Here is a 16,825-nt window from a genome sequence, read left to right as displayed (position 1 = left end):
ACTTCACAAATAGCCCCGTACCTCGACTTCCGATATCGAATATCACATCTTGTCCCGGATCAGAACCTCCATCTGTTAGCAATACTAGTTCCTAATAGACGTTTGTCCATTAGGCCTATGTATTGGTTCGTGGTATCACGGGACAGCGATGATCGAGACCACAGTCGAATCCGTCGACCTCCGCTCGCCGCCGACGATCACCCCTGAAACGCCCGTGACCGAGGCCGCCCACTCCCTGCGTCGGCCAACGGTGTCCGCGCTCTCCGTCCTCGAGGACGAGTCGGTCGTCGGCATCGTCACCGAGTCGGATATCGTCGCACTGGTCGCGGAAACGGACGACCGCCCGGCGACTCGAACGATCATGTCGGCCCCGGTGACGACGGTTTCGCCGACCGCGACGATCACCGACGCCGCCGAGACGATGCGAACGTACGGAGTCAAACACCTCCCCGTCGTCAGCGACGGCGTCTACCGCGGCCTGCTTTCGGTTCGCACGCTGGCCCCGTACCTGCCGCGCCACCGCCTCGAGATCGAGTGGCGGGACGAGCCCATGCGGTTGGAAGCGACAGAGGGTCAGGAACTCACCGTGGGCGACTGAGTCCCGGCGTCACTCCGAGGCCGCGCCGAGCGAGTCCGCGTCGAACGCACCTTCGTACTGTGCGAGGGTGTCGCTATAGCCCCGTTTCGCGAGGTCGTAGGTCGCTCGGAGATCCGCGATCGGCGTCTCGGTCGCGTCGAGTCGCAGGTCGTTGTACGGCGGCTCGACGGCGTGTGACTCCGTGGTCTCGACGACCACCGCCGCGCTCTGGACCGACAGCTCCTCGCGCTTGTCCCCGCCCTCGAGGTCGCCGGCCGCCAACGCGTCGATCAATCGCTTCGCGAGCGGGTCGGTCTCGATGTCCGCCGTGACGGCGCGCGGACCGGTCGAGCGGTCCGTCGCGTCGTGGACCGCGTTGGCCGCGTAGGCTTCGGCGGTCGCCTCGAGAACGGCGTCGCCGGTCAGCATGTTCCCCGCGACGGTGTAGTGGTCGCCCTCGCGGTGGCCGTACTCGTCGACGCACTCGGTGCCGGAGAAGGCGAAGGTCGTCTCGCCGTCGACGCCGTGGAGTTGGCGCTGTGGCGCGCCGTCGTCGGCGTTGAGCAGAGCCTGAAGGGCGTCGTCGACGGCCAACCCGTCGTCGATGTAGTCGATCCCGCGTGCGCCGAGGTCGACGTTGACGAGACTCTGGGTGGCGACGGCACCCCGGTCGCTGACGAACGGACACAGCGTCCCCACGCCGGGCAACCGCGTCGTGACCGCGACGCCGAAGCGGCGGTGGCAGGCACCGCGTTCGGTCTCGTACTCCTCGCGGACGCAGATGCTGAACGTCATAATTTGCGCGTAGCGACTGTCGTTGAAAAACCTAGGGGCGGTCAGTATCGTCTCGGACGGCAGGCCGATTTGGGTTGGTCTCCTGTCGCCACGGAGGCGTGGGCGATCCGTCGCCACCACGGACAGTCCCGCCGCCGGGACCGTGTCTGACGTAAGAACTATACTGACGGCGGCGGTGGATACCGCCAATGGGACTCATGAGCAAAATTCTCGGCGGCAGCCAGTCTCGGTCCGTCGAGGACTACTCGGAACTGAACCTCGAGGACGTCTCGACGGGCTCCGCCGAGGCGGCGATGCAGGTACACATCGCGGAGGTCGGCAGTCAGGCCGACGCGATCGATATCAAAGACGCCGTCTACGACGGCGACATCGTCATCGCGGACATCACGCGCTTGCGGACCGAGGATAGTACCGTCGAACACATCGTCGACGAACTCCGGCAGGTCGCCGAGGAGGTCGACGGCGACATCGTCCGGAAGGGCGAGGATCAGATGATCATCACGCCCACGGGCGTCCATATCAGCCGCGAAAAGCTGGGCCAGAAGCTCTAACCGCGGTCCTCGATTGGCGTTTCTCATCGACCGATCTCTCTTCGGTGTCGCATTCGCCGCTTTCGGACTGTTCTCGGCGAACCGGACGGTGACGCTGCTCGCGGTTGGCTGCGTCGCGAAAAATGAACTGGTACTGTCGCGTCACCGGGGGCGACGCGTTCTTGAGAACTTACGTGCGCGTGACGTTCGTCGCGCGCGGGCCCTTGGGAGCCTGTTCGATATCGAATTCGATGTCTGTGCCCTCTTCGAGATCCGGACCGCCAACATCTTCCATGTGGAAGAACACGTCGTCGTCCGCGTCGTCCGTCTCAATGAAACCGTAGCCGCCTGTGTCGTTGAAGAAATCAACGCTTCCTTTCGCCATTACAAACAAACGTAGGGTCGATCGGGGGATAACACTTCCGAGGGTCACGGTATCACGACCGTCGGTTGGGTCCCCGATCGCTGTGACGATTCGGTCGGCTACGACACCGAAGCGAGCGGTGCTCGTCTGCAGTTCGTCGGCCGTCCGCGGGTGTGTGGAATTTTCACCCGGCGGGAATTCCCGCCTCCAGTTATGCCGCATGCGGCCGTCCGTGTCAGTATGTCGGGCTTTCGTGCAACGGTCGTCGTCGACGAACCGGCGGACTGTCCGGTGGCCGATGTCTCCGCTTCCCTCGAGGACCCGGTCGAATCGGTCTCCCGGTCGTCGCAGACGACGGCCGAGGGAACGGTCGTCGAGGAGTTCGGCGTCGACGCAGACGCCTCCCTCGAGGGGGAGTACGATGTCGAACTGACGCCGGTCCAGTCCAACGACCGAGAAGCGATCTATCGGTTCGAGCGCGACAGCGCCGCCGACTGTGCCTGTGAGGTCATCGAGGGAACGGGAACGCCGGTCTCGTCGGTTCGCGCCCAGAACGGGGCGTTGCTCCTCTCCTTTCGAACCCTCGAGTTGGCCGAGATCGCCGACATCGTCGACAAGTTGCGCGCGTATTTCGACGGCGTCGTCGTCGAGGAACTCACGCAGGACCACGAGGACGTGTCCGCCGACCCGGTCGTCGTCGACCGCGAGAAACTCACGACTAGACAACGGGAGATCATCGAGACGGCCCACGAGATGGGCTACTTCGACTATCCGAAGGGCGCGAACGCGACGGACGTGGCCGAGGAACTCGGCGTCGCACGGTCGACGTTCACCGAGCATCTGGCGGCGGCCCAGACGAAGCTAATGGACGCGATTCTCGAGGCAGAGGGGTGTTGACCGTAACCGGTCGCACCGTCTCAGTACTCCGGTAACGGCTCCGTTTCTGCGTGGGGCATGGACATCAGTACCGACGGGGCCGTCGAGCGAGCGCCGACGAGTCTGCGGGCCGGACGCTCCGTGACCCGGCTCCGTCTCGGGCCGTTCGGCCGTCGAGGGGTCCACGACGCCCGTCTCCGACCGATCCGGACGAGGCTCCGGCCGCCTACTCTAACGAAAAACAATTATAGACATTCGGCCGGTCATCGACTGACTGTCTGTTCGTTCGATCACGAAACGAGCGTTCGTCCGTAGTCGTAAAACCGGCAAACCCGAACATCACCGGTATCGATCGCCGGCACCGGGCAAACGATAATGCTTTTCCATTGGCGTCCGAAATTCCTGACTATGTCTGACGACCTCAAGAAAGGGCTCGAGGGTGTGTTGGTTGCCGAGTCGGAGCTCAGTTCGATCGACGGCGATGCCGGTCAGCTGATCTACCGCGGCTACACGATCGAGGACCTCGCTCGCGGCGCGAGCTACGAGGAAGTCCTCTATCTGCTCTGGAACGGTCACCTCCCGACCGAGGACGAACTCGAGCCGTTCACCGACGCGCTCATGGACGAACGCGAGGTCGACGACGACGTCCTCGCGACGATGGAGACACTCGCCGACGCCGACGAACAGCCGATGGCCGCGCTCCGGACTGCAGTCTCGATGTTCTCGGCCTACGAACCCGAAGACGACGCCGATCCCGAGGACCTCGAGGCGACCCTCCGGAAGGGGCGTCGGATCACGGCCAAGATTCCGACCGCGCTCGCGGCCTTCGAGCGCTACCGTCTCGGCGAGGAACCCGTCGACCCCCACCCCGATCTGGGTCTCGCCGCGAACTTCCTCTATATGCTGACCGGCGAGGAGCCCGACGAGATCGCCGCCGAAACCTTCGATCAGGCGCTTATCCTCCACGCCGACCACGGGCTGAACGCCTCGACGTTTACCTCGATGGTCATCGGTTCGACGATGGCCGACATCTACAGCGCCGTCACCGGCGGCATCAGCGCCCTTTCGGGACCGCTTCACGGCGGCGCGAATCAGGACGTCATGGAGGTCTTGATCGAGATCGACGAGAGCGACCTCGACCACCGCGCGTGGGTCGAGCAGGCGACCGAAGAGGGCCGTCGTATCCCCGGCTTCGGACACCGCGTCTACAACGTCAAGGACCCCCGCGCGAAGATCCTCCAGGAACGCAGCAAGGAACTCGCCGACAACGGCGAGGACAAGTGGTACAACTACACCACCACCATCGAACAGTACCTCTCCGAGGAGAAGGGCCTCACCGAGAAGGGGATCGCCCCGAACGTCGACTTCTACTCCGGCTCCGTCTACTATCAGCTCGGCATCCCGATCGACATGTACACGCCCATTTTCGCCATGAGCCGCGCCGGCGGCTGGATCGCCCACGTCCTCGAGTATCAGGACAGCAACCGCCTCATCCGTCCGCGCGCCCGTTACACCGGGCCCCAGGACCAGGAGTTCGTTCCGCTCGAGGAACGATAAGCCCGCTCCCGGTTTCGCTGCCCTTTCCGTGCTGACACGTCAGTATCACCGCTACGATCGCTCTCATCGGCTTTCATCGACGACACCGAACGCGACCGAGCCCGGAACCGGGTCGTTCCGGGGCCGCGTGAGGGGGTGCGTTTCGGGACCGATTTCGCGGTTCGAATCCTCGAATGACGCCCGTCTGTCCCGCGTCTGACGGCGACATCTTCCCGCCGCCTGCTTGCGGTTTCACTTCCGCTCCGGGTGCATGAGTTTTATATGGTCCCGGTCCGCTTCTCTATTCGCACGTCACACGCCGTGCATTCCCTGTATTCCCTGTCGTGCCATCCAGAATCGATGGCACATCGCTGTGCGGATCGGCGGTCCGGCGACGGCCCGTTCGATCCCCGACAGTAATCCTTACACCCCACGCCGAGTAGACAGGCATATGCTGCAACTCGACGCGATTCTCGAGGCACGCGAGCGGGTCCGGGAGACATCTCGGCACACGCCGCTCGAGCACTCCCATACCTACTCATCGATGACCGGGGCGGATGTCCACCTCAAACTGGAGAATTTCCAGCGCACGGGCTCGTTCAAGATCCGTGGGGCGACCAACCGGATCGCGACGCTCTCCGAGGCACAGAAGGACGCGGGCGTGGTCACCGCGAGCGCGGGCAACCACGCACAGGGCGTCGCGCTCGCGGCCACGCGGTCCGGCGTCGACTCGAAGATCGTCATGCCCGAGCACGCGCCGATTTCGAAGGTCAAGGCAACCAAGAACTACGGGGCGGAGGTCGTCCTCTCCGGACAGGACTACAACGAAGCCGCCGAACGCGCCCACGAGATCGAACGCGCGGAGGACCGAACGTACGTCCACGCGTTCGACGACGAGTACGTCATGGCCGGTCAGGGGACGATCGGCCTCGAGATCTTGGAGGACTGCCCCGACGTCGACACGGTCGTCGTCCCCATCGGCGGCGGCGGGCTCATCAGCGGCATCGCGACCGCGATTAAGGAGCAGAAACCCGAGACACGCGTCGTCGGCGTCCAGGCCGAGGGTGCCTCGAGCGTCGCGAAGTCGCTCGAGAAAGGCGAGCGCATCGCCCTCGACGGCGTCGACACCATCGCCGACGGCATCGCGACCCGCAGCGTCGGCGAGCAGACGTTCCCCCACATCCAGGAGTACGTCGACGAGGTCGTCACTGTCTCCGATCCCGAGATCGCCGTCGCCCTGGTCTACCTGCTCGAACGATCGAAGACCGTCGTCGAAGGGGCCGGCGCGGTCCCGCTCGCCGCCGTTCTCTTCGAGAAGTTCCAGTACGACGCGGACGAGACGATCGTCTCCGCGCTCTGTGGCGGCAACATCGACCTCAACACGCTGACGAACGTCATCGTTCGCGGTCTCGTCGAGACGGGCCGCTACCTGAAGATCCGGACCGTACTGAAGGACCGGCCGGGCGCGCTCGAGGACCTCCTGGACGTCTTTACCGCCCATCAGGCCAACATCTACGCGATCCACCACGACCGGACCTCCCGCGATGTCGAGATGAACGATACGGAGGTCGAGATCGAACTCGAGATGCGCGGCCCCGACCACGTCGATAACTTCCTCGCCGATCTGCGGGATGAGGGGTACCCGGTCGACGTGCTCGCTTGAGCGGGGCTGGGTGGCGACGCGTCCCGTTCTCCGTCCGGCGGGAATGTAACTTCGCCCGCTTTTATGCCACCTCGGTGTGAGGCTTCGGGTATGAAACGAATCATCGAAACTGACGATGCGCCTGCTGCAGTCGGTGCGTACAGTCAAGCGACCGGGACCGACTCGCTGGTGTTCACCGCGGGACAGATTCCAATGACCGCCGACGGCGAGTTGCTCGACGACGAACCGATCGACAACCAGACCGAGCAGGCCCTCTACAACCTCGACGCCGTCCTCGACGAAGCGGGCGCGAGCTACGAGGACGTCCTCAAAGTGACCGTCTTCCTCGACGACATCGACGACTTCGAGGCGATGAACGAGGCCTATGCCGACTACTTCGACGACCGGCCGCCGGCCCGCAGCGCCGTCGAGGTCGCCGCGCTCCCGAAGGGCGTCGGCGTCGAGATCGAAGCCATCGCGTCCGTCGAAGACGAGTGAGACCGGCGTGAGCGGCTATCCCGCCGGGAAGATGGGATTCGATCCCCGGGCCAAATCCGCCGCCCTGTGGGGCGTCGTCGGCTGCCTGTCGTTTCTGGTGCTCGTCCAGGGCTACGCCCTGCTCGTCGAGTCGCTCGTGACGATCACGCGAGCGCTGGGGCTTGCACTGCTGGTCGGCTTCGGTGCGGGAACCGGAGCGTACCTGCTCGAGCCGCGATTCGCGGCGTGGGCAGCCGATCGCGGGACGGGAAACGAATCTCGTAAGGGTTAAACGACAGACGCGGTTAGGATGACCTGAGCCAGGATGGCCGAACGGTAAGGCGCACGCCTGGAAAGCGTGTTCCCTTTGGGATTCAGGGTTCAAATCCCTGTCCTGGCGTTTTTGTCGCGAACAACTTCGTGAGCGACGAAACCACAACGTCGGGATTTGAATCAGAGAAGTCGCGCACAGTGAGCGTAGCGAACGAGCACGTCCGACCGTGGTTCGAATCCCTGTCCTGGCGTTTCTGTCGAAACCGACCGACGAGCGATGCGTGACTGAGTGGGTCGCGGTTTCGACGACATGCAACCGAAGAATTTGAACACGCGAGTCGGAGCGGCCGAACGGAGTGGGGCCGATCGTCTCGCAACTGTCCAAACCCCTGTCCGGTCTTTTCGTGATTTTACTCGCTACGACGCGTGTAGCGGCGTGAGTAGGCCCGAACCGAGTGACGGGTACTCCCGCTCCTCGGTGCGGTCCTCGAGGTCACCGATTTCGCCCTCGAGTCGCGAGCGGACGGCGACCCGGCGGCTCGCGTGTCGTTGCCTTCGACGGCAGAAACGGGGAGAGGGACCGGAACGCGCTACTGCTCGATCTCGACAGGGGTGTCGGTCGCGATCCAGCAGTCGGGGTCGTCAGGATCTCGGAGTTCGAGCGCGCCGCGCTGACACACCACCATTTCGTATCGATCGTCCATGTCGACCCCATCGAGGAGTCGACCGGGATCGGGTATCGTAACGCGGTCCGTACCCGGCGGTTCGGTCGGAGTAACGGTATCCTACCGCCCCCAAACCCGTTCGGCCGGTCGCTCGAACGGACCGCCGACGGCCCGTCGCGCCGACGGTCGGCGAGTCGCGACCGGACAATCCTTTGGGCCGGCGGTCCGAGGAGCGGGTATGTGCGGTCGCTACACGCTCACCGTCGACGGGGACGACCTCGAGGCGCGGTTCGACGCTCGGCTTCCCGACTCGGGGTTCGAATCTCGGTACAACATGGCCCCGGGACAGGAACTCCCGGTGATCACGAACGAAGCCCCTGAAGCGTTTCGACGCCTCGAGTGGGGGCTGGTACCGTCGTGGGCCGACGACGACAGCGGCGGACTAATCAACGCGCGGGCCGAGTCCGTCGACGAGAAGCCGAGCTTTCGTGCGGCCTACGAGCGACGGCGATGTCTCGTTCCCGCGGACGGGTTCTACGAGTGGGTCGAGACCGACGGTGATGAGGGAATCGGCGATTCGCGAGCCTCGTCGGATCGGGGATCCGACGGCGGGAAACGCCCCTATCGGGTCGCCTTCGAGGACGAACGGGTGTTCGCGATGGCGGGGCTGTGGGAGCGCTGGGAGCCGGCGACGACCCAGACCGGACTCGACAGTTTCGGCGGCGGCCTCGATGGCGAGACCGAGACCGGCCCCCTCGAGACGTTTACGATCGTCACGACCGAGCCCAACGACCTCGTTTCGGACCTCCATCACCGGATGGCGGTGATCCTCGACCCCGACGACGAGCGGCGGTGGCTGTCGGGCGAGGCCGGCCGAGAACTGCTCGAGCCCCGGCCGGCCGAGGGGATGACGGCGTATCCGGTCTCCCCGGCGGTCAACGATCCGGCGACGGACGAGCCGTCGCTGGTCGAACCGGCCGAGACGGTCTGATACGGACCGCTGTCAGTCGTTTCCGGAGCGGCCGCGCGACCGTTCCGTTCCAACGCATATATGGTTTAGGTCTACCTAATCCGTCCACATGGAACTGACGAGGCGAGACGCGGTCGCCGCGCTGTCTGCGCTCGGCCTCGGGGGGACGCTGGCGGGCTGTGTCGCCCCGCCCGGCTCGGAGCCGGTCGATACCGATCGGCTCCGCGAGACGCTGGTCGCGGCCGCCGCGGTCGTCTACCCGAGCGAGGTGTCCGGGATCGAACCGTTCGTCGCGGCCTTCCTCGAGGGGCGACTCGCGGACCCGACTCACGTCGCGGGACTCGAGGAGGCGGTGGCGGAACTGGACGGGAACGCGCGGGTCTGGTACGACGCCGAGTTCGCGGCGCTATCGGTCGCCGACCGCGAGCAAGTCCTGCGGAACGTGGGGGCCGACGACGCCGACGAGGACCCATCGGGGATGGCGAGCGAACGGGTCCGGTACTACGTCGTCAACGACCTCCTGCTGGCGCTGTACGCCTCGCCGACCGGCGGCGAACTGGTCGGCCTCGAGAACCCGCAGGGCCACGCGGGCGGGATCGGGACCTATCAGCGGGGGCCGAACGCGTGAGTTGGGACCGAGCACCCGCCGGTTCGGCGGAGTCGGGGGCCGACGATGATGCGGACCGGACCCCCGTCGCGAACGCCGATGTCTGCGTCATCGGTGCGGGTCCGGCCGGCGGGATCGTCGCGGACCGCCTCGCCGAGGCCGGTCGGGAGGTCGTGATCCTCGAGGCCGGGCCGCGGTTCGATCCCGACGATCGGCTCGCCCGCCAGGAACGCGCGATCCGTCCCGCCTACGACCGCCCGGATGTCTGGGATGGTGATCCGGAGCGGGACGCCTACGAATCCACTGGGGAGCGTCCCTATCCGCTGAACCACGCCCGCGCTCGCGGCGTCGGCGGCTCGACGCTGCACTGGCAGGGGATGGTGATGCGACTCCACGAGGACGACTTTGACTCCGCCAGTGTCCGCGGCGTCGGGGCCGACTGGCCGATCGACTACGCGGACCTGCGGCCCTACTACGCCGCGGCCGAGCGGGAACTGGGCGTCGCCGGCGCGGCCGACAACCCTTTCGCCCCGCCGCGGGAGCACCCTCATCCGATGCCGGCGTTTCCTCCCTCCTACAGCGACTCGCTGTTCGCCGCGGCCTGTGACGAACTCGAGATCGCGATGCACTCGGTGCCGAACGCGCGCAACTCGGAGGGGTACGACGGCCGTAGCGCCTGCGTCGGCTACGGCACCTGCCAGCCGGTCTGTCCGTCCGGCGCGAAATACGACGCAACCGTCCACGTCGAGCGCGCCGAGCGGAAGGGCGCGACCGTCATCGACCGCGCGCCGGTCCAGCGACTCGTTCACGGACCCGACGCGATCGAAGCGGCCGTCTACGCGACGCCCGACGGCGACCGTCACCGCCAGTCGGCCGACGCCTTCGTCATCGCCTGCGGCGGCGTCGAGACGCCCCGCTTGCTCCTGCTCTCCGAGTCGAGTCACTACCCCGACGGCCTGGCCAACTCGAGCGGCCTCGTCGGGCGGTACTTCATGGACCACCTCTTCGCGGGCACCGGCGGCGTCCTCGACGAGCCCACGCGCCAGAACCACGTCGGCTTCCTGACCAGCGAGTCCCACCAGTTCTACGACGAAGCCGACGCCGAGCAGGCCCCGTTCAAACTCGAGTTCTTCAACTACGACGGCCCCTCGCCCGTGGAGTTGGCGCTGACCGGCGACGACTGGGGCGACGACCTGCTCGCGCGACTCCGCTCGGACTACGGCACCCACATCGGGATGGGCGGGCTCGTCGAACAGCTCCCCCGCGAGGACAGCTACGTCGGACTCGATCCCTCGACGACCGACGATCACGGCAACCCGGTGCCGGAGATCCACTGGTCCGTCGGCGACCGCGTGCTCGAGACGATCGAGCGCGTCAACGAGATCCAAGAACGGATCCTCGACGAACTCGGCGCGGAGATCACCTGGCAGGTCGGCCCCGAAGGGACGGGGCCGGCCTACCACCACATGGGGACGACCCGGATGGGTGACGACCCGACCGCGAGCGTCGTCGGCCCCGACCTGCGAACGCACGACCTCGAGAACTGCTGGATCGCCTCGAGCAGCGTCTTCCCGACCGGCGGGGCGATGAACCCGACGCTGACGATCGCGGCGCTGGCACTGAAGGCCGCGGACCACGTTCTTGAGACGGAGTTGCCAATCCGATAGAGCGTCTGCACTGCAGTCACCTCTGAGGCACGGAACCCGTACTGAAACAACGACGCACGACACCGGCCCGGTCGTGTGTCGTCGTTTTCGGGCTCACTGGTTCGATCGTCGGGTTCGTGATCGTTTTAGGCGAACCTAAACACATAAATACGGCGGGCAGCGAGTACCCCCCAATGGGTAACGGAGAGCCGACCGAACCGGCAGAACGGAGCCACGAGACGGGCGAACAGTTCACGTTCAACGATGTCAGCGTCGTCATGGGAACGTACAACGAGGAGGAAGCGATCGGCAAAGTACTGACTGACATCGACGAGGTCACCGACGGGAAAGCCGAGGTCGTCTGCGTCGACGGCTCCTCGGACCGAACGCCGGAGATCGCCCGCGACCACGGCGCAACGGTCATCGAACAGGAGCCACAGGGGTACGGCGTCGCCGTGCGCGCGGCGATCTTGGAGCCCGATCGACCGATCGTTGTCACGACCGACTGCGACGACACCTACCCGATGGAGCAACTGCCCGAGTTCCTCGCGCTGATCAACGACGGTCACGACGTCGTCAGCGGCGATCGACTCTACCACGGAGCGGACGCGATGCCTGGATTCAATCGCTTCGGCAATCAGGTCTTCGCGGCGGCTGCAAGCATCCTGATGGGCACTCGCGTCCACGACACGACGACCGGCATGCGGGCCTACCGTCGCGACGTCGTTGAGTCGATCGAGTGGACCGAAAACACCGGCCTCTCCGCCGAACTCCTGATCCGCCCGCTGATGCGGGGCTACGACGTTCGCGAACACCCCATCGAGTACCGCGAGCGCGCCGGCCAGACGAAACTCGACCCGCTGCAGGGCGGCCTCGAGATCGCACGCTCGATCGTCAAGGTCTCGCTCGAGGAACGACTCCGCGAACTTCCGCACCGACCGGCGCAGTAGTCACGGCCGGTTCTTACGTCCTTGAGCGAGGCGGGTCGTCATGATTCACTTGGGAACTCGGTCCTCGCTCGGCACACGCCTCAATCCCGTTCGCGATTCAGCGCGGTGAGGTCGGTCCGAACGAACGTGCCCTCCGGCGCGCTATCGGGCAGGTACGCCGCTTCGCCACCGCACTCCCGAATCGCGCTACACCGTTCCACGCTGGGCGTCAGCGCCCGCACCGTCCCGTTTTCCGCCCGTACCGGCAACTCGAGCCGATAGCTGTAACTGCTTCCGGGTCCGCGGTCGACGAAGACGGTCAGTGCGATGTCGTCTCCCTCCCCGACGGGAACCGTGCTGGTGGTGTTCCAGCCCGTCCCGCGCAATCGCACCGCGTCGGCAGTGACGAGCAGTTGCGCCTCGGACGCGGTCGAGACGCCGTCGGCGACGTAGGTAGCGCTTCCCTCGTCGGTCGTGATCGTCGCGCTGACGCTGCCGGCCGTTTTCGGGACGCCGACGCTCACGTTCAGCGCGACCGTCTCGCCGGCGACCCGATCGACCCGCTGAAGACGGGCACCCTGTGGTGACCCGGCGTGGGGTGCCCAGGTTCCCCGGTACGCGAGTCGGTACAGCGAGCGGTCGGGATACTCGTCGGCTACGTCGAACGGTCGCTCATCGAGGGCGTAGATGCGCTCCCCGTCGAACCCGGGGTCGTTACGAAGCGCCTGGAACGGGTGGGCGAGCCAGTCGCCGTACGGCGTCGGCAGGTAGACGACCGCCGGCTCCTCGATCGTCCCGTCATCGAGCGGGTCGTAAACCCGCTCGTAGGTCTCGGTGACGGCCTCGTTTCGCTCGAGTTTCCCGTCGAGCGTCGTCGCGGTCACGCCGCCGACCGCGAGCGCGCTCACGAGCACCACCGCGACGACGGCTGCGCGCGCGCCCTGCGGTGAGAGGGACCGGTCGGCCCGTCGGCGGACGGCGTCGAACAGCGCCAGCGCGCCGACGGCGGCGAAGGCCGCGACCGGGAGCAGGAGATCGAAGTGATAGTAGGGACCGTGAGTGGCGATCAGCCCGGTTCCGGCGCGGTCGATGTCGCCGAGGATGTTGAAGTTCCCCCAGAAGTAGACGTTGCCGACGGTAATCGTGAGTGCCTGACCGGCGAGGACCGCCGCGCGTGCTGAGAGGCCGCGGCGGACTGCGACACCGATTCCGGCCGCGGCTAGCGCCGCACCCACCAGTCCGCCGACGAGCCACTCGGTGACGAACGACCGCAGTACCAGCGCGTTCGACCGGAGCGCGAGTCCGGCGGTGTACTCGATCTCGTGCTCGAGGATCCGCCGCCGACCGAATCCCAGTCCGTCGAGCGGGGCGAACGCCTCGTAGGGGAACAACAGCGGCGACCCGGTCACGACGGCGTTGTAGCTCAGCGCCAGTCCGACGCCGCCCAGTCCGAGTACCGCCGTTGTGGCCTGTCTGGGGAGCGCGCGCCGGAAATCACGGGAGAGGGTCCAGCATGCGTGGCCGATGAAGGGGACGGCGAACAGGATGGCGGTGTACGGTCGCGCGAAGAAGGCCGCGCCGATCGCGGCGCCGGCGGCACCGGCACACCGCAGGTCACCCGTTCGGTCGGCCCTGAGATAGGCGTAGGCGAAGCTCAGGTTGAGCATCGCCGTCGGCGCGTACGGCAGGAACACCGCCGTCTCGATCAGGAACAGCGGCGAACACAACACTGCGATGGCGGCGACGAGGCCGGTTCGTCGATCGAAGACCTCGCGAACGACCAGCGCCACGAGCGCGAGGATGGCGGCGGCGAGTCCCGGGAGCACGAGCCGGGAGCCACCCGCGAGCTTGCCGATCGCGAAGATCGCCGCGGGAACCGGCGAGTACTTCGGGTAGAGCCGGTCCCCGTCCTCGACGAAGAACCAGGGACGGAAGGCGTCCGCAACGGGCGGCCGCACGAACAGTCGCCCCTCGAGCAACATCGACGCCTGCTGGAGGTAGACCCCTTCGTCGTGGTTGAGCGAGTGGTACGGAAAGGTTCGCGTCGCGACCAGCCAGACGGCGACGGCACCGGTGATCGCGACGACGGCAACCGCGGCCTGCCACCGTCGCTTTCGCACTGCGGTCTTCGCCCGTCGGAGCGCCGGTGTCAGGTTCGTCATCGTCCGTCCTGTGCGAGCATGACGGCCATCGACAGCCCCGAGATGGCGACCAACACGAGCGCCGGGACCGCCGCCTGGCCGTAGAGACCGGCCTCCTCGACCCGCCAGATGTACGTCACCAGCGTCTCGAATCCCAGCGGACGTAACATCAGCGTCGCCGGCAGCTCTTTCATCGTGGTCAGAAAGACCAGTGCGGCCCCGGCGGCCACGCCCGGGAGGATCAGCGGGAGGGTCACCGATCGGAAGGCGTTCAAGCGCGACCGGCCGAGGGTTCGGGCCGCCTCGACTAACTTCTGGTCGACCTGCAGCGTCGACGTCCGAATCGACCCGATCGCCTGGGGCATAAATCGGACGACGTAGGCGAAGATCAGCAACGGGACCGTCTTGTAAATCTGCGGTAGCACGTCGAGACTGAAACTGAGCAACGCGATCGCCAGCACGATCCCCGGCGTCGCGTAGCCGACGTAGGGGGCTCGGTCAGCCAGCGTGGCTATCCGCGAGTCGGTGGTTGCCGATCCGATCGCGATCGGTAGCGCCACGAGGATAGAGACCGCGGCGGCCAGCAAAGCGACGTACGCCGAGTTGAACCCGTACTCCCAGTCGAAGCTCAAGCGGCCGACCTGATAGCCGGGGCCGCCCGTGTTCAGCCACATCCAGAAGATGGCGATCGGGAGCACGATCGCGAGCAGGGCGATCGCGATCGGCAACAGCAGCGCCGGATAGCGCCACGCGCCGAGCTCGAGGTCGGCGGTGCCGCGATCGCCGCCGCTCTCGTACGCGCCCGATTCGTCGACCCCGATCCGTGATTCGATCGCGAGGATGATCGCGGTCACCGTCAACAGCTGCAGCGATAGCAACGCGGCGTAGTCGCGGGCGAAGGCGTTGTATCTGGCGTAGATGAACTGCGTGAACACTTCGACGCGCATGATGTTCGGCGTGCCGAAGTCGGCGAGGGCGTACAGCGCGACGAGCAGGGCACCGGCCGCGATTCCCGGCAGGATCTGGGGGAGGGTGATCCGGCGGAACGCCTCCCAGCGGCCCGAGTTGAGCGTGCGAGCGGCCTCCACGAGCGAGCCGTCCATCGAAAGGAGGGAGGCACGCGTCGTCAGGAACACGTACGGGTAGGTGTACAGCGTCAGTACGAACGCGGCACCGGCGAACCCGTAGACCGACGGGAGCGCGTCGACTCCCAGCGGCTCGAGGAAGCCGACGAGTTCGCCCTGTGGCCCGAACGCCGAGACGAACGCGAACGCGCCGAGATAGCTTGGGACGGCCAGCGGGAGCGCGATGAGGACGGTCCAGAACCGGGGGAACGGGATCTCCCCCTGGACCGTCAACACCGCGAGCGGCACGCCGATGACGATACTCGCCCCCGTCACGATCGCGACGAGGGCGACGCTCCGGACCAGTACTTCGATCGTCCGGGGGTCGACGGCGAGTTCGAACGCTCGCGTGCCGAGTCCGGCGGCATCGACGACCAGCCAGAGCAGCGGGAGCACGAGAACGGCTGCGATGGCCGCGGCGAGCAGCGTGAGTCCGACGCCGGCGGCACCGCTCCCGCCGTCGCCCGTTCGCTCGACTGCCTTCGCAACGCGTTCCCGACCGCTCATCCCGAGACGCCGGCGTCGTCCATCAACTCGAGGGTCGGCTCGATGTTCGCCAGTTCCGCGAGATCGATTTCGGGCGGGCTTAGGTCGCCGATCGACGGGAGGCCGCCGACCGGATCGACGCCGTCGATCATCGGGTAGGCGAAGCTGATCGTCGCGAAGAACTCCTGTGCCTCCGACGACAGCAGGTGACGGACGAAGTCGTCAACCAGGTCGCCGCGCTGGGTGCCCTGTACCTTCAGTGCGCCGGCGACGTTGATCAATGCCCCGGCGTCGCCTTCGGTGAAGGCCAGATCGATCGGGGCGTCCGGCCGCTTGTTCTTGACCCGCATCGCATAGTAGTGGTTTGCGAAGCCGGCCGACTGGGAACCGTTGGCGACCGCCTCGGAGACGGCGTACTCGTTGCTGTATCGTTCAGTCCCGGCGTCTTTCATACTGCGCAGCCAGTTGCGGGTCTCGTCGTCGCCGCGGAGCAGCCGCATCGCCGTCACGAACGATTTGAACGCACCGTAGGTCGGAGCCCACCCCATCGAGTCCTGTAGCGCGCTCGTGTCCGGGAAGTCCTGAACGGTGTTCGGAATGTCCGACTCGCTCAACTGGCTCGTGTTGTACGGGACGGCACGTGCGCGACCGGCGACGCCGGCCCACGCGTTGTCGTCGCCGACGAACTGACTGTTCCCGACCGCCTCGACCGTCTCGTCCGACAGCGGTTCGTAGGCGTCGTTTTCCGCGACGAACCCGAGCGAACTGGCGTCGATCGACCAGAACACGTCGGCCTGCGATGCACCGGAGCCGGCCTCCTCGACGATCGTCTGGGCCAGCGACGCCGAGTTGTTATCGGTCGGATAGACCTCGAAGTCGGGGTAAATCTCTTGGAGCATCTCCACGAACTCGTAGTAGATACCCCCTTCGCCGCCGCCGATGTAGAGCGCGAGCTCCCCCGAGAGGTCCGGCAACTCCTCGATGGAAGTCCCGCCCGGTGCCGGTCGGCCGTCGACCAGCGACCCGGAGCCCCGAAACTCCGCAAGCGACGGGATGTTCGTGCCCTCGTCGTCGCCGAAAATCCCGAGACAGCCCGCAAGTGACGCAGCGCCGAACGCGGAGCCGACCTGTAACGCTCGGCGACGCGAAACCCCCTGATCATCCTGCTCGTCGTTCATACCCGCTTT

Annotated in this window: 16 protein-coding genes and 1 tRNA gene; 12 read left to right on the top strand and 5 right to left on the bottom strand. The window is 66.2% G+C overall.

Annotated elements, in window-relative coordinates:
• Window positions 1-148 precede the first annotated feature (148 nt).
• Window positions 149-598: a CBS domain-containing protein gene (locus tag ALTAJ2_RS01275; RefSeq protein WP_007108682.1), complete on the top strand. Its 450-nt coding sequence runs from the start codon at window positions 149-151 to the stop codon at window positions 596-598.
• Window positions 599-607: 9 nt separating this feature from the next.
• Here the strand turns inward: ALTAJ2_RS01275 and ALTAJ2_RS01270 are convergent, their stop codons facing one another.
• Window positions 608-1,372: a DUF1028 domain-containing protein gene (locus tag ALTAJ2_RS01270; RefSeq protein ID WP_007108683.1), complete on the bottom strand. Its 765-nt coding sequence runs from the start codon at window positions 1,370-1,372 to the stop codon at window positions 608-610.
• Window positions 1,373-1,560: 188 nt separating this feature from the next.
• On the opposite strand from ALTAJ2_RS01270, the gene ALTAJ2_RS01265 reads away from it, so the two are divergent.
• Complete coding sequence (locus tag ALTAJ2_RS01265) at window positions 1,561-1,923, top strand: cell division protein SepF (protein ID WP_006185779.1); 363 nt, start codon at window positions 1,561-1,563, stop codon at window positions 1,921-1,923.
• Between the two features lie 169 nt (window positions 1,924-2,092).
• Here the strand turns inward: ALTAJ2_RS01265 and ALTAJ2_RS01260 are convergent, their stop codons facing one another.
• Window positions 2,093-2,287 carry a cold-shock protein gene (locus tag ALTAJ2_RS01260; RefSeq protein WP_006185778.1) on the bottom strand — a complete coding sequence of 65 codons (195 nt, stop codon included), beginning with the start codon at window positions 2,285-2,287 and terminating at the stop codon, window positions 2,093-2,095.
• Between the two features lie 219 nt (window positions 2,288-2,506).
• On the opposite strand from ALTAJ2_RS01260, the gene ALTAJ2_RS01255 reads away from it, so the two are divergent.
• The 10 genes from ALTAJ2_RS01255 to ALTAJ2_RS01210 all read left to right on the top strand — a co-directional run bounded on the left by ALTAJ2_RS01255 (window position 2,507) and on the right by ALTAJ2_RS01210 (window position 11,908).
• Complete coding sequence (locus tag ALTAJ2_RS01255; protein WP_007108684.1) at window positions 2,507-3,163, top strand: helix-turn-helix domain-containing protein; 657 nt, start codon at window positions 2,507-2,509, stop codon at window positions 3,161-3,163.
• A 387-nt stretch (window positions 3,164-3,550) separates the two neighbouring features.
• Window positions 3,551-4,699 (top strand): citrate synthase, encoded by a 1,149-nt coding sequence (citZ, locus tag ALTAJ2_RS01250; protein ID WP_007108685.1) that lies wholly within the window; start codon window positions 3,551-3,553, stop codon window positions 4,697-4,699.
• Between the two features lie 430 nt (window positions 4,700-5,129).
• Window positions 5,130-6,341, top strand: a complete 1,212-nt coding sequence (gene ilvA / locus ALTAJ2_RS01245; RefSeq protein ID WP_007108686.1) for a threonine ammonia-lyase — start codon at window positions 5,130-5,132, stop codon at window positions 6,339-6,341.
• A gap of 90 nt (window positions 6,342-6,431) precedes the next feature.
• Complete coding sequence (locus ALTAJ2_RS01240) at window positions 6,432-6,818, top strand: Rid family detoxifying hydrolase (RefSeq protein ID WP_007108687.1); 387 nt, start codon at window positions 6,432-6,434, stop codon at window positions 6,816-6,818.
• A gap of 7 nt (window positions 6,819-6,825) precedes the next feature.
• Complete coding sequence (locus ALTAJ2_RS01235; RefSeq protein WP_007108688.1) at window positions 6,826-7,089, top strand: hypothetical protein; 264 nt, start codon at window positions 6,826-6,828, stop codon at window positions 7,087-7,089.
• 27 nt (window positions 7,090-7,116) lie between these two features.
• Window positions 7,117-7,197, top strand: a tRNA-Ser gene (locus ALTAJ2_RS01230).
• Window positions 7,198-7,973: 776 nt separating this feature from the next.
• On the top strand, window positions 7,974-8,726 hold the full coding sequence (locus ALTAJ2_RS01225) for an SOS response-associated peptidase (RefSeq protein ID WP_007108690.1): 753 nt from the start codon (window positions 7,974-7,976) through the stop codon (window positions 8,724-8,726).
• A gap of 88 nt (window positions 8,727-8,814) precedes the next feature.
• Window positions 8,815-9,333 (top strand): gluconate 2-dehydrogenase subunit 3 family protein, encoded by a 519-nt coding sequence (locus ALTAJ2_RS01220; protein ID WP_007108691.1) that lies wholly within the window; start codon window positions 8,815-8,817, stop codon window positions 9,331-9,333.
• Window positions 9,330-10,979 (top strand): GMC family oxidoreductase, encoded by a 1,650-nt coding sequence (locus ALTAJ2_RS01215; protein WP_007108692.1) that lies wholly within the window; start codon window positions 9,330-9,332, stop codon window positions 10,977-10,979. Before ALTAJ2_RS01220 ends, ALTAJ2_RS01215 begins: the two co-directional genes overlap by 4 nt.
• Window positions 10,980-11,152: 173 nt before the next feature.
• On the top strand, window positions 11,153-11,908 hold the full coding sequence (locus tag ALTAJ2_RS01210) for a dolichyl-phosphate hexose transferase (RefSeq protein ID WP_007108693.1): 756 nt from the start codon (window positions 11,153-11,155) through the stop codon (window positions 11,906-11,908).
• An 80-nt stretch (window positions 11,909-11,988) separates the two neighbouring features.
• Here ALTAJ2_RS01210 and ALTAJ2_RS01205 read toward each other — a convergent pair whose 3' ends face one another.
• From ALTAJ2_RS01205 to ALTAJ2_RS01195, 3 genes are read right to left on the bottom strand one after another with little or no spacing between them, the layout of a single operon-like run.
• Window positions 11,989-14,049, bottom strand: a complete 2,061-nt coding sequence (locus ALTAJ2_RS01205; protein ID WP_007108694.1) for a DUF7846 domain-containing protein — start codon at window positions 14,047-14,049, stop codon at window positions 11,989-11,991.
• Window positions 14,046-15,659, bottom strand: coding sequence for an ABC transporter permease (locus ALTAJ2_RS01200; protein WP_007108695.1), 1,614 nt, complete (start codon window positions 15,657-15,659; stop codon window positions 14,046-14,048). The genes ALTAJ2_RS01205 and ALTAJ2_RS01200 overlap by 4 nt, the downstream gene beginning before the upstream one ends.
• Entirely contained in the window at window positions 15,656-16,816 is a 1,161-nt protein-coding gene (locus tag ALTAJ2_RS01195) for an extracellular solute-binding protein (RefSeq protein WP_007108696.1), read from the bottom strand. Before ALTAJ2_RS01195 ends, ALTAJ2_RS01200 begins: the two co-directional genes overlap by 4 nt.
• Window positions 16,817-16,825 lie beyond the last annotated feature (9 nt).

The sequence above is a fragment of the Natrinema altunense genome (assembly GCF_000731985.1).
In the GTDB taxonomy this organism is placed as follows: domain Archaea; phylum Halobacteriota; class Halobacteria; order Halobacteriales; family Natrialbaceae; genus Natrinema; species Natrinema altunense.
The sequence above is the reverse complement of the archived record's forward strand: the minus strand, read 5'-3'. Positions and strand labels throughout refer to the sequence as shown.

What these genes read in the sequence shown, in the direction of transcription:
- ALTAJ2_RS01200 (WP_007108695.1), bottom strand. Translation starts at nt 15,659, where the DNA reads ATGAGCGGTCGGGAACGCGTTGCGAAGGCAGTCGAGCGAACGGGCGAC.
- ALTAJ2_RS01265 (WP_006185779.1), top strand. Translation starts at nt 1,561, where the DNA reads ATGGGACTCATGAGCAAAATTCTCGGCGGCAGCCAGTCTCGGTCCGTC.
- ALTAJ2_RS01275 (WP_007108682.1), top strand. Translation starts at nt 149, where the DNA reads ATGATCGAGACCACAGTCGAATCCGTCGACCTCCGCTCGCCGCCGACG.
- ALTAJ2_RS01225 (WP_007108690.1), top strand. Translation starts at nt 7,974, where the DNA reads ATGTGCGGTCGCTACACGCTCACCGTCGACGGGGACGACCTCGAGGCG.
- ALTAJ2_RS01210 (WP_007108693.1), top strand. Translation starts at nt 11,153, where the DNA reads ATGGGTAACGGAGAGCCGACCGAACCGGCAGAACGGAGCCACGAGACG.
- ALTAJ2_RS01255 (WP_007108684.1), top strand. Translation starts at nt 2,507, where the DNA reads ATGTCGGGCTTTCGTGCAACGGTCGTCGTCGACGAACCGGCGGACTGT.
- ALTAJ2_RS01260 (WP_006185778.1), bottom strand. Translation starts at nt 2,287, where the DNA reads ATGGCGAAAGGAAGCGTTGATTTCTTCAACGACACAGGCGGCTACGGT.
- ALTAJ2_RS01270 (WP_007108683.1), bottom strand. Translation starts at nt 1,372, where the DNA reads ATGACGTTCAGCATCTGCGTCCGCGAGGAGTACGAGACCGAACGCGGT.
- ALTAJ2_RS01195 (WP_007108696.1), bottom strand. Translation starts at nt 16,816, where the DNA reads ATGAACGACGAGCAGGATGATCAGGGGGTTTCGCGTCGCCGAGCGTTA.
- citZ (WP_007108685.1), top strand. Translation starts at nt 3,551, where the DNA reads ATGTCTGACGACCTCAAGAAAGGGCTCGAGGGTGTGTTGGTTGCCGAG.
- ilvA (WP_007108686.1), top strand. Translation starts at nt 5,130, where the DNA reads ATGCTGCAACTCGACGCGATTCTCGAGGCACGCGAGCGGGTCCGGGAG.
- ALTAJ2_RS01205 (WP_007108694.1), bottom strand. Translation starts at nt 14,049, where the DNA reads ATGACGAACCTGACACCGGCGCTCCGACGGGCGAAGACCGCAGTGCGA.
- ALTAJ2_RS01220 (WP_007108691.1), top strand. Translation starts at nt 8,815, where the DNA reads ATGGAACTGACGAGGCGAGACGCGGTCGCCGCGCTGTCTGCGCTCGGC.
- ALTAJ2_RS01240 (WP_007108687.1), top strand. Translation starts at nt 6,432, where the DNA reads ATGAAACGAATCATCGAAACTGACGATGCGCCTGCTGCAGTCGGTGCG.